This window comes from Kitasatospora sp. NPDC028961, assembly GCF_055564815.1.
In genome coordinates this window covers 229,528-240,777 of the sequence record NZ_JBVHVO010000012.1, presented here as the reverse complement: position 1 = coordinate 240,777, position 11,250 = coordinate 229,528, and the positions used below count along the sequence as shown (strand labels likewise).

The window sequence follows — 11,250 nt, the reverse complement described above, 5'->3', positions numbered from 1 at the left end:
GGCTCCCAGTAGACGACTGGGTTGATAGGCCGGATATGGAAGCCTCGTAAGGGGTGGAGTTGACCGGTACTAATAGGCCGAGGGCTTGTCCTCAGTTGCTCGCGTCCACTGTGTTGTTCTGAAACAACGACCCCCATGACATGGCCTGTCGTGGGTGCGGTGATAAGTTTCATAGTGTTTCGGTGGTCATAGCGTGAGGGAAACGCCCGGTTACATTCCGAACCCGGAAGCTAAGCCTCACAGCGCCGATGGTACTGCAGGGGGGACCCTGTGGGAGAGTAGGACGCCGCCGAACAATCATTCCAAAGAACCCCCTGATCCTTACGGATCGGGGGGTTCTTTGCGTTTCCGGGGCGAATCGTTCCGAGGCCGAGCCGTGAATACTGCGCCGGCCGGGGACCATAAGGGCAAGCTTCGGGCCGCAGGCGGCACTTCGTAGCGGGGTCACCAGGCGCCGGTGGCGAGAGACGGCAGCAAGCCCGGGGGGCAGGCAGGCCTCTCGCTCGACCGCCGGCAGAGTAGAGGGCGGTCAGTGGCCACCACAGGGCGCCAGGGACAGAGGCCCTCCCGTAGCGGCCGTAGCGGCCGAAGCAGCCGAAGCGGTCGTCAGGGCGCCCGCTGACCGGACGTCCGTCCACGGGCAAGGCGTACGACTGAGCCCCCGCCACGGATGTGGCGGGGGCTCAGTCATGCGGTCTCACACCGGCCGCACGGCCGGGGGGTGCTCAGAGGCGGCCGGCGGCCTTGAGGGCGAGGTAGGTGTCGGCGAGGGCCGGGGCCACCGCGGTCGGCGGGGCGTCCAGGACGGTCACGCCGTGCCGGGTGAGCCGGTCCGCGGTGAGCCGCCGGTCGGCGCGGGTCTGCTCGGCGGCGGCCGCGCCGTACACGGCCTCGACGGTGCCGCGGCCGGTGGCCAGTTCGTCCAGGTGGGGGTCAGAGACGGAGGCCAGGACCACTTCGTGGCGCTTGGTCAGCAGCGGGAGCAGCGGCAGCAGCCCGTCCTCGACCGGGGCCGCGTCGAGGCCCGTGAGCAGGACGATCAGGGAGCGGTGCGGCGCCATCTTGAGCGCGGTCGCCACCAGCGAGCGCATGTCGGTCTCGTAGAGGGCCGGTTCCAGGACGGCCATCGCGTTGGTGAAGGCCGGCAGGATCTCGCTGGGGGAGCGGCCGGCCACCGAGACGCGCTTGCGCAGGTCGTGGGCGAGCAGGTCGACCCGGTCGCCCGCCTTGGTGGCGAGCGCGGTGAGCAGCAGCGCGGCGTCGAGCGAGGCGTCCAGGCGGGGCGCGTCGCCGACGCGCCCGGCGGAGGTGCGGCCGGTGTCCAGGACGATCAGGATGTGCCGGTCGCGCTCGGGGCGCCAGGTGCGGACGGCGACAGTGTTCCGGCGGGCGCTGGCGCGCCAGTCGATGGAACGGATGTCGTCGCCGGGCAGGTACTCGCGCAGGGAGTCGAACTCGGTGCCCTGGCCCCGGGTCAGGACGGAGGTGCGGCCGTCGAGTTCGCGCAGCCGGGCGAGCCGGGACGGCAGGTGCTTGCGGCTGTTGAACGGCGGCAGGGCGCGGACCGTCCAGGGGACGAGGTGCGAGCCCTGCCGCCCGGCCAGTCCGAGCGGGCCGAGCGAACGGACCGTCACCCGCTGGGCGTGGTGGTCGCCGCGCCGGGTCGGGGTGAGCACGGTGGTGGCCCGGCGCCGCTCGCGGCCGGGAATGCGCAGGGTGTGCCGGGAGGCGGCGATCTCGGTGCCGCGCCGCCACGCGGACGGGGCCCAGGCGTCGCGGACGCGGCCTCTGAGCGGGCGGCCACTCGGGTTGGTGACGGTCAGTTCGACGGTGGCCGGCTCGCCGAGCCGGACGGTGGTGTCGCCGCCCCGGGTGATCCGCAGGCTGCGGACGGGGGCGGCGAGCACGAGGTCGACGACGACGGCGAGCAGGACCGTGCCGGTGACGGCCGCGATCCCGCCCCAGGACGGCAGGAGCAGGCCCACGACGAGCGCGCCGAGTGCGGCGAGCAGGGCGGTTCGCCCGGTGAGGGCCATGCGGTTGCGCTCCTTCGTGAACGGGGCGGGGCGGTCGGTCAGCGGGGGGCGGGTGTCTGGGCCAGGACCGCCTGGATGACGGAGTCGGCGGTGACGCCCTCCATCTCGGCCTCGGCGCGCAGCGCGACGCGGTGCCGCAGGGTCGGCAGGGCGAGTGCCTTGACGTCGTCGGGGGTGACGTAGTCGCGGCCGGCCAGCCAGGCCCAGGCGCGGGAGGCGCCGAGCAGGGCGGTGGCGCCACGCGGGGAGACGCCGATCGAGAGCGACGGGGACTGCCGGGTGGCCCGGCAGAGGTCGACGATGTAGGCGAGCACCTCGGGCGAGACGGTGAGCTTGGCGATCTGCTCGCGGGCGGCGGTGATGTGTTCGGGGCCGGCGACCGGGCGCACGCCGGCCGCGGCGAGGTTGCGCGGGTCGAAGCCGCCGGCGTGCCGGGCGAGGACCTGGAACTCCTGGTCGCGGTCGGGCAGCGGCAGGATCAGCTTGAGCAGGAAGCGGTCGAGCTGGGCCTCGGGCAGCGGGTAGGTGCCCTCGTACTCGACCGGGTTCTGGGTGGCGGCGACCAGGAACGGGACCGGCAGCGCGCGGGGCGAGCCGTCGACGGTGACCTGGTGCTCCTCCATGGCCTCCAGCAGGGCGGCCTGGGTCTTCGGCGGGGTGCGGTTGATCTCGTCGGCGAGCAGCAGGTTGGTGAAGACCGGGCCGGGCTGGAATGAGAACTCGGCGGTGCGGGCGTCGTAGACGAGGGAGCCGGTGACATCGCCCGGCATCAGGTCGGGGGTGAACTGGATCCGCTTGGTGTCCAGGCTGAGCGCGGTGGACAGGGTGCGGACCAGCAGCGTCTTGGCGACGCCGGGGACGCCCTCCAGCAGCACGTGGCCGCCGCAGAGCAGGGCGACGACCAGGCCGGTGACGGCGGCGTCCTGGCCGACCACGGCCTTGGCGATCTCGGCGCGCAGGGCGGTGAGCGCCTGGCGCGGGTCGTCGGTGGTCCCGGGGGTGCCGGTCGCCGTGCCGGGGGTGGAGACGGGGATGGCGGTGGCCTGTTCGGTCACGGCTTCCGTACCTGCCTTTCGAGGGCGTCGAGGTCGTCGGCGAGCCGCAGCAGCGCGGCGTCGTCGGTCGGGGGCGGGCCGTAGAGGAGGGCTCGTACGTCCCCGGCGGGTCGGTCGGGGAGGCGGTCGAGGACGGCCGCGCAGAGCGCGGTGGCGTCGGGTGCGCCGCCGGTGGGCGGCACGCCGAGGACGGGCGCGAGGCGGTGGGCGGCGGCGCGGCGCAGGGCGTCGGCGGCGCGGCCCCGGGCCCTGGCCCGGCGGTAGAGGCGGGCGCGGCCCTCGGTGGTCTCGGCGGCGCGGACCACGACGGGCAGGTTCTCGCTGATGACCGGGCCGAGCCGGCGGGCCCGCCAGAGCGCGGCCAGCAGGGTCGCGATGCCGAGCTGGACGGCGGCCCAGCGCCAGCCGTCGGGGATGTAGTCGGTGAACCGCTTGTCGCCGACGCTGTCGCCGAGCGGGGCGGTGTAGTCCGGCAGGTGCCAGGTGAGGCGGGGCTGCGAGCCGAGCAGGCCGAGCGCGAGCGAGGCGTTGCCGTCCTTCTTGATCAGCTCGTTGCTGAGGAAGTCACCGCTGCCGAGGACGACGACGTCGGTGCCCTGGCCGGTCCGGACGGCGACCAGCGGGTAGCCGTGGCCGCGCGGGTAGCAGCCCTCGCCACGGCTGCCGGCGGTGTACAGCAGGCCGCCGAGGTGGGCGGTGCCGGCCCGGACGGCCTCGGTGAGCGCGCACTGGGCGGCGGTGCTGCGGACGGCGGCGTAGGGGGCGCCGCCGCCCTCCTCGGAGGGGCGGACGCCGGGGGCGAGCGCGCTGAGGGCGGCGGGGCCGGGGGAGACGAGGACCAGCCGGCCGTGCCGGGCGGCGGCGAGGGCGCGCAGCTGGTCGGGGCCGAGCAGGTCGGGTTCGGGGACGACGAGGGTGTCGTTGCCGGTGGAGCGGGCGGGGAGGTCGGCGGTGACGTCGACGTCGAGGCCCTGGCGCTGGAGCAGCGCGACGACGGCGTGGGAGCCGGAGGCGTCGTAGGAGCGCGGGTCGAGCGGGGGGTAGCGGCGGTCCTGGTTGAGCCCGGCCAGCACGGCGGCGGCGAGCAGCAGGAGCACGGCGGTGAGCAGGTACCAGCGGGAGCGGTGCCAGAGGCCGCGGCCGGTGGGCGCGAGGCTGCCGGCCGCGGCGGGCCCGGCCGCGGGCGCGGTCTGCGGCGGTGCGGCGGACGGCGGTGCGGCGGTGGGTGCGGGCGGTGCGGCGGGCGGTGGCCCGCCGGGGGCCGGCGGAGCGGCCGGACCGGGGGTGGGGCTGGTCATGCCGCTCCTCCCGCGGCCGGGGCGAACGCCGGGCGGGCGCGTTCCAGGGTCTGGTCGAGGTCGCGCAGCAGCTGGTACGCGGTGCGGTCGGCGGTGCGGTCGCCGTAGGCGATGTCGTCGAAGGTGCGGGCCGCGGCGCGGAGGGCGTCGGCGTGCGCCGGGAGGGCCCGGCCGGCCTCGGCGGCGGCTTCGTCGGCGGTGCGGCCGGGCCGGGCGTCGAGCAGGGTGCGCTCCTCCAGGGCCCGGACGAGGGCGCGCATCTGCTCGCGGACGGCCTCCGTCCACCGGCCGGCCGCGGCGTGCTGTTCGGCGTCGGCCCGGTACTGGCCGGCGCTGCGCGGTCCGGCGGTGCCGAAGACGTCGAGCACGGTGCGGGCGGCCCGCTTGGGCGCGCCGAACCGCCACCAGAGGGCGGCGGCGATCAGCACGGCGATCACCAGGAAGAGGATCAGTCCGGTGGTGCCGCTGGTGCCGTCGCCGGCGATGGTGGTGAGCGCGTCGTCGATCCGGTCCATGACCCAGTCGTAGACCCGCTGCTGCAGGCTCGGGTCGTGCCGGTGGTACTCCGCGTTGAGCAGTTCGTCGCGGGCGGCGTCGCGGGCCGGGTCACGTGGAACGGTGACCGGGGCGCCGCTCGCCGCCAGCGTCCTCTCCCCCCAGTTCGGCATCCGGTTCAGAGCCTCGCCGGGTTCTGGCCGGCCTGGTCGCCCCAGCCGGTGCCGCCGTACTCGGTCAGGCCCGCGGCGCGGGCGAGCTCGATGTCCAGGGCCTCGCGCCGGATCCGCTGGTCGACGTAGAGCAGCACGCCGATGGTGGCGGTGAACGGGATGGTGACGGTGGAGGCGATCACGCCGGCGATCGCGGTGGTGATCAGGACGGCGGTGGGCAGGGTGGCCGGGTCGCCCGCGTCGACCTGGCCGACGAGGTCGTCGAAGCCGAGGGCCAGGCCGACGATCGTGAACGGCACGCTGATGATCCCGGCGACGATGCCGGCCAGGACCTGGCTGAGGAGGTTGATCCCGAACAGCCGCCACCAGGAGCCGCGGACCAGCCGGCGCGAGCGGGAGAGCGCCGTGATGACGCCCTGCTTCTCCAGCATCAGGGCGGGGGCGGCCAGGCTGAGCTGGATCCAGATCCAGATCGCGACCGGGATGCTGAGCAGGCCGACCACGAAGAGCAGGCCCGCGATGGCGGGTTCGTCGGCGCCGGTCAGCAGGTAGCCGATCATCGGGGCGAAGCCGATCAGCACCACGCCGGCGCCGATCAGGGCGGTCAGCAGGGTGAGGCCGGTCAGCTGGAGCAGCCGGGGGCGGGCGTCCCGCCAGGCGTCGCGGATGGTGGCGGACTGCCCGAGGATGGCGCGGCTCACCACCATGGTCAGCAGGGCGGCGGCGACCACGCTGAGCAGCATGGTCACCGGCAGGCTCACCAGGGCGGAGATCACCGGGGTGAGGTCGCCGGTGTCGCCCCGCACGGCCAGCTGGGTGCCGGTGACGGCGGCCTGCTCGACGACGGCGACGCCGAGCGAGAGGCCGAGCGTCGTGCGCCAGTGCGTGCGGATGGTGGAGACGGCTCCGTCGAGGATCTCGCCGAGGCCGAGCGGGCGCAGCGGGATGATGCCCGGCTTGGGGCTGACCGGGGCGCCCCAGCCGTACTGGCCGTGGGGGCCGTGCGGGCCCTGGCCGCCGTACTGGGGGCCGCCCGGTCCGGGGCCGCCGTAGCCGGCGCCCCAGGCGGGGGGTGCGGCCTGGGGTGGTACCGACGGCCCGGGCGCGGCGGCGGACGTGTCGGCCGGGGGCCGGTTGTCGTCGCGGGACGGCTCGGACGAGCTGGGCGAGGCCCAGCCCGGGGTGTCGGTCATCACTGCTCCTCGGAGGGGCGTCAGGGTTCGCGGGGCCGGGTGGATCTTCACCCGCGCGCAGCGCCCATCGTGCCATGGTGGTCGGACGGCCCCCAGGGGTATCCGGTTGCTGAACGGCAACGGGAGGCCGTCGGGCGGGCGGGACGCGCTCCGGACGCGGCCCGGGGGTGACCGGTGGGGCCGGAGGGGCCGGTTCGGGCCAGGTCATTCGTCCGGTATGGCCGGAATTCGCCGGGCTGCCACTTGGCCGTTCTGGAGCAAAGGGACTGCTGTGCGGCAGGTCACAATCCGGTAATGAGAAGATGGACGCATGAAGGGACGCGTCCTCGTCGTTGATGACGACTCCGCACTGGCCGAGATGCTCGGCATTGTGCTGCGTGGTGAGGGTTTTGAGCCGTTTTTCGTCGCGGATGGGGACAAGGCACTAGCCGCGTTCCGGGAGACCAAGCCCGATCTTGTCCTGCTGGACCTGATGCTGCCCGGACGGGACGGCATCGATGTCTGCAGGCAGATCCGGGCGGAGTCCGGCATCCCGATCGTCATGCTGACCGCGAAGACCGACACGGTCGACGTCGTGGTCGGTCTGGAATCGGGTGCCGATGACTATGTCACCAAGCCGTTCAAGCCCAAGGAGCTGGTGGCCCGGGTACGTGCCCGACTTCGCCGTGCCGAGGAGCCGACTCCCGAGCAGCTGACCATCGGCGATCTGGTGATCGACGTGGCCGGCCACTCCGTCAAGCGGGACGGCCGGGGCATCCCGCTGACCCCGCTGGAGTTCGACCTGCTCGTCGCACTGGCCCGCAAGCCCTGGCAGGTGTTCACCCGGGAGGTGCTGCTGGAGCAGGTCTGGGGCTACCGCCACGCGGCGGACACCCGACTGGTCAACGTCCACGTCCAGCGGCTCCGGTCCAAGATCGAGAAGGACCCGGAGCGTCCCGAGATCGTGGTGACCGTCCGTGGCGTCGGCTACAAGGCCGGGCCCAGCTGACGTGACGTACCAGGCTGACGACACCCCGTCGGAGTCCTCGACCGACGGGGGCTCCGCCGTGCGCGGCGACGTGCTGAGCTCGACCACGCGCAGCCGCCGCCGTCGCGGGCCCGCCGCACTGCTCGCGCCGGTGACCCGTCAGCTGCGCCGGCCCCTGCACCGGGTCTCGGCGCTGTACCGCCGTTCCATCCAGCTGCGGGTGGTCGCCGCCACCCTGATGCTCTCCGTCGTGGTGGTCCTGGTCCTGGGCGTGGTGGTGGTGGCCCAGGTGCGCAACGGGCTGCTGGGCACCAAGCGGGACTCGGCGCACAGCCAGGCCCGGGCCGGCTTCCAGACCGAGCAGAAGAAGATCGACGAGGCCAAGGACCTGCGGCTCAAGGTCGGTGCACCCGCCGACCAGGCCGTCGAGGAGACCGGTACCTGGCTGCTCAACCAGGTCGGCGACCTCGCGGCCAGCGGCCAGAACGTCTACTCGGTGATCGCGGTGGTGCGCGGCGGCAAGACGGTCTCGCCGGAGACGGCCGGCCTCGGACCGCGCTACACCGGTGACATCTCGCCGGTCAGCATCCCCGACACGCTGCGGGCCAGGGTCTCGGCGGAGCCCGGCCAGATCTTCGACCAGCCGACGCGGATCCACCGCGTGGACAGCGCTGGGCGGACCGAGCCCGGACTGGCCATCGGCATGCAGTTCACCGGCCCCAACGGCGTCTCCTACGAGCTGTACTACATCTTCTCCTTCGGCCAGGAGACGGACACCCTCGACCTGGTCACCGGGACCCTCGCCACGGCCGGGGTCTTCGTGGTGATCCTGATGGGCGGGATCGCCTGGCTGGTGGTGCGCCAGGTGGTCACCCCGGTCCGGATGGCCGCCGGGATCTCGGAGCGGCTGGCCGCGGGCCACCTGGAAGAGCGGATGAAGGTCACCGGGACGGACGACATCGCCCGCCTCGGCGAGTCCTTCAACCGGATGGCGAACGCGCTGCAGGCGCAGATCCGCCAGCTGGAGGAGCTCTCCCGGGTGCAGCGGCGGTTCGTCTCCGACGTCTCGCACGAGCTGCGCACCCCGCTGACCACCGTCCGGATGGCCGCCGACCTGATCTACGACAGCCGAGAGGACCTGGACCCGATGGCGGCCCGCTCGGCCGAGCTGCTCCAGGGCCAGCTGGACCGTTTCGAGTCGCTGCTCGCCGACCTGCTGGAGATCAGCCGCTTCGACGCCGGCGCCGCGATCCTGGACGCCGAGCCGGTCGACCTGCGCGAGATCGTCACCCGGGTGGTGGAGGCCGCCGACCCGCTGGCCCAGGCCAAGGGCAGCGCCGTGGTGATCCGCGGCGACGGCGAACCGGTGCTGGCGGAGGTCGACTCCCGCCGGATCGAGCGCATCCTGCGCAACCTGGTGGTCAACGCGCTGGAGCACGGCGAGGGCCGGGACGTCGTGGTCCGGCTGGGCTCGGCGGACGGCGCCGTCGCGGTCGGCGTGCGCGACTACGGCATCGGGCTCAAGCCCGGCGAGGCGTCCCGGGTCTTCCACCGCTTCTGGCGGGCCGACCCGTCCCGGGTGCGGACCACCGGCGGCACGGGCCTCGGGCTGTCCATCGCGGTCGAGGACGCGCACCTGCACGGCGGCTGGCTGCAGGCCTGGGGCGAGCCCGGCGGTGGCTCGCACTTCCGGCTCACCCTGCCGCGCACCCGCGGCGGCGACATCAACCGGGCACCGTTCCGGCTGGAGCCGGAGGACTCGCGCAACAACCGGGGCCTCGGCTCGTACGGCGTGCCGTACCGCCGGGCGATCCGGCCGGGCGGCGCCACCGCGCTGACCGCCACCGACGAGCCGGCCGTGCCGGAGACCCCGGAGGGCTCCGGGGGCAGCGGGTTCGGCAGCGGCCTCGGCGGCGTACTGAGCATCGGCCCGGGGCTGGGCACCAGCCGGCTGCCCCAGGGCCCGCGGGCCGACCCCTCGGACGTCCGGACCGCCGGCGCCGGGTACGGTGCCACCGGAGCCCAGGTGATGGTGGACCCGACGCCCGGCTGGCCGTCGGTGGCACAGCGGACGGCGGAACCGGGCCCGGCGGAGGCCGGGCACGGCACGGCCGGGACGGACACGGAGGGGTCGCAGCGTGCGAGGGACGAGCGGGACTGAGCCGCGGCTGGCCGCGGTGGCCGGCGTGGTGCTGGGCACCCTGCTGGCCGGCGGCTGCGCGGCCATGCCGGACTCCGGCGGCGTCAGCAAGGTCGAACTGGCGCAGGACTCGGTGGACAAGAACCTTCAGGTCAGGGTCTTCCCGAAGGCGCCCGACAAGGGTGCCAAGCCGCGCGACCTGCTGGCCGGGTTCCTGGACGCCGTCACGGCGGACGAGAGCTACGACACCGCCCGGATGTACCTCACCGAGGAGGCGGCGGCGAAGTGGAAGCCGGACGAGCGCATCCAGGTGCTCTCCGCGACCCCGTCGCTGCCCGTCCAGACCCTGACCGAGGCCGACACCTCCTTCGCCGTCCCGGTGTCCGGCATGGTGGTGGCCGAGGTGGACGCCAAGCACTCGTACACCTTCCTGGACGGCCAGAAGGACGTGGACTTCCAGTTCTCGTTCGTCCGGGACAAGAAGAGCGGCGAGTGGCGGATCGACGCGCTGCCCGACGGCCTGCTCATCAACGAAACCAACTTCCGCAACAGTTACCGCCAGGTGGACCGCTTCTTCTACGCGGCCGACGACCCGTCCGCGGCCGCGACGCTGCGCTCCCCGGCCGTGCTGATCGCCGACCCGATCTACCTGCGGCGCCGAATAGACCCGCTGACCTCGGCCGCCAGGGCCGTGGTCGCCGGGCCGTCCGACTGGCTCTCGCCGGTGGCCCGGAGCGCCTTCCCGACCGGTACCGCGGTCGAGCGGGTGAGTGTCGACGAGGCCCGCACCGCCCACGTGGTGCTCACCGGTGTCGACCTCGGCGGCGCGATGCTCTGCAAGCGGATGGCCACCCAGCTCTTCTACACCCTCGCCGACCAGGGCAAGGGGCAGGTGGACAAGCTGGACCTGAAGGGCCCGCGCAACAGCGGCTGCCAAGCGACCCGCGGCGACCTCCCGCAGACCGGACCGGGCGCGCTGACCGGGGCCGGCTCCCAGCGGCAGTTCTTCCAGCGGGCCGACAACGGCGTCCTGACCGAGGCTCAGGAGACCGGTGACGGCAACCCGGTGCGCGGCCCGCTGGGCCGTCCGCAACCGGCCGGCCGGGACCCGCTCGGCACGATCGCGGTGGCCCGGGACGGCGAGCGGGCCGCGGCGATCGGCGGCAAGGGCCACCAGCTCTACACGGTGCCGCTGGCGGACGGCGTGCAGGCCATGCCCGAGCCGGTGCTCACCACCCCCGTCCGCACCGGGCAGAAGGACGAGGACGGCCTGACCTCGCCCAGCTGGGACGGCCGCGGCGACCTCTGGGTGGTGGACCGCGACCCGCAGAACCGGCGGGTGGTGATGGTGCGCGGCAACCAGCCCCCGGTCACGGTGCCGGTGGACAGCCCCGACGGGCAGGTGCTGCAGGACCTCAAGATCTCCTCGGACGCCGTCCGGATCGCCCTGGTGTTCAAGGACCAGCGCGGGGCGCAGTCGCTCTGGCTCGGCCTGGTGGTGCACGGCGGCACCAAGGACGCGCCGACCGCGCGGATCACCGGACTGCGCCGGGTGGCCCCCGCGATCACCGAGGTCTCCTCGGTGTCCTGGGCGGAGGCCGACCAGCTGCTGGTGCTGGGCAAGGAGAAGGGCCGCCTCCAGCAGCTGCACTACATCAGCACGGACGGCTCGCAGAGCAGCGAGGCCCCGCCCCAGGGCGGCGAGGGGATGGCCTCGGCCCAGGCCTCGGAGGCGCCCGCCGACACCATGGACCAGGCTCCGCCGGTGCTCGCGCGGCAGGGCACCGACGGCAAGATCTACCGGCTGGTCAACAGCCAGTGGCGTGAGCTCGTCCTGAACTTCCGGGCGTCCTCCTTCATCTATCCCGGCTGAGCCGGCGGTCCGGTCCCGCT

Annotated in this window: 8 protein-coding genes and 2 rRNA genes; 5 read left to right on the top strand and 5 right to left on the bottom strand. The window is 74.0% G+C overall.

All coding sequences use genetic code 11. The annotated features are described in order from the left end of the window. Positions 1 to 93: ribosomal RNA gene (locus tag ACZ4UX_RS22230) — 23S ribosomal RNA — on the top strand; the annotation flags it as partial. 85 nt (positions 94 to 178) lie between these two features. Continuing rightward, positions 179 to 295: ribosomal RNA gene (gene rrf, locus ACZ4UX_RS22225) — 5S ribosomal RNA — on the top strand. 430 nt (positions 296 to 725) lie between these two features. On the opposite strand, the gene ACZ4UX_RS22220 is transcribed toward rrf, so the two are convergent. The 5 genes from ACZ4UX_RS22220 to ACZ4UX_RS22200 form a co-directional block, all read right to left on the bottom strand. Continuing rightward, a complete protein-coding gene (locus ACZ4UX_RS22220) occupies positions 726 to 2,036 on the bottom strand; it encodes a DUF58 domain-containing protein (protein ID WP_329487909.1) in 1,311 nt (436 codons plus the stop codon). Positions 2,037 to 2,074: 38 nt separating this feature from the next. Further along, positions 2,075 to 2,995, bottom strand: a complete 921-nt coding sequence (locus ACZ4UX_RS22215; protein ID WP_465707906.1) for an AAA family ATPase — start codon at positions 2,993 to 2,995, stop codon at positions 2,075 to 2,077. 92 nt (positions 2,996 to 3,087) lie between these two features. After that, positions 3,088 to 4,389, bottom strand: a complete 1,302-nt coding sequence (locus ACZ4UX_RS22210) for a DUF4350 domain-containing protein (protein WP_465707897.1) — start codon at positions 4,387 to 4,389, stop codon at positions 3,088 to 3,090. Continuing rightward, complete coding sequence (locus ACZ4UX_RS22205; RefSeq protein ID WP_465606190.1) at positions 4,386 to 5,057, bottom strand: DUF4129 domain-containing protein; 672 nt, start codon at positions 5,055 to 5,057, stop codon at positions 4,386 to 4,388. The genes ACZ4UX_RS22210 and ACZ4UX_RS22205 overlap by 4 nt, the downstream gene beginning before the upstream one ends. 5 nt (positions 5,058 to 5,062) lie before the next feature. Beyond that, positions 5,063 to 6,250 (bottom strand): DUF7847 domain-containing protein, encoded by a 1,188-nt coding sequence (locus tag ACZ4UX_RS22200; RefSeq protein ID WP_352295803.1) that lies wholly within the window; start codon positions 6,248 to 6,250, stop codon positions 5,063 to 5,065. 310 nt (positions 6,251 to 6,560) lie between these two features. On the opposite strand from ACZ4UX_RS22200, the gene mtrA reads away from it, so the two are divergent. From mtrA to ACZ4UX_RS22185, 3 genes are read left to right on the top strand one after another with little or no spacing between them, the layout of a single operon-like run. After that, entirely contained in the window at positions 6,561 to 7,238 is a 678-nt protein-coding gene (mtrA, locus tag ACZ4UX_RS22195) for an MtrAB system response regulator MtrA (protein ID WP_030061806.1), read from the top strand. A 1-nt stretch (position 7,239) separates the two neighbouring features. Then, a complete protein-coding gene (gene mtrB / locus ACZ4UX_RS22190; RefSeq protein ID WP_465707896.1) occupies positions 7,240 to 9,378 on the top strand; it encodes an MtrAB system histidine kinase MtrB in 2,139 nt (712 codons plus the stop codon). Beyond that, entirely contained in the window at positions 9,356 to 11,230 is a 1,875-nt protein-coding gene (locus tag ACZ4UX_RS22185) for an LpqB family beta-propeller domain-containing protein (RefSeq protein WP_465707895.1), read from the top strand. The genes mtrB and ACZ4UX_RS22185 overlap by 23 nt, the downstream gene beginning before the upstream one ends. Positions 11,231 to 11,250: the final 20 nt, after the last annotated feature.

Bases quoted from the DNA above. Each gene is read 5' to 3' on its own strand.
- ACZ4UX_RS22220 (WP_329487909.1), bottom strand. From the start codon at position 2,036: ATGGCCCTCACCGGGCGAACCGCCCTGCTCGCCGCACTCGGCGCGCTC.
- ACZ4UX_RS22210 (WP_465707897.1), bottom strand. From the start codon at position 4,389: ATGACCAGCCCCACCCCCGGTCCGGCCGCTCCGCCGGCCCCCGGCGGG.
- ACZ4UX_RS22205 (WP_465606190.1), bottom strand. From the start codon at position 5,057: ATGCCGAACTGGGGGGAGAGGACGCTGGCGGCGAGCGGCGCCCCGGTC.
- ACZ4UX_RS22200 (WP_352295803.1), bottom strand. From the start codon at position 6,250: ATGACCGACACCCCGGGCTGGGCCTCGCCCAGCTCGTCCGAGCCGTCC.
- mtrA (WP_030061806.1), top strand. From the start codon at position 6,561: ATGAAGGGACGCGTCCTCGTCGTTGATGACGACTCCGCACTGGCCGAG.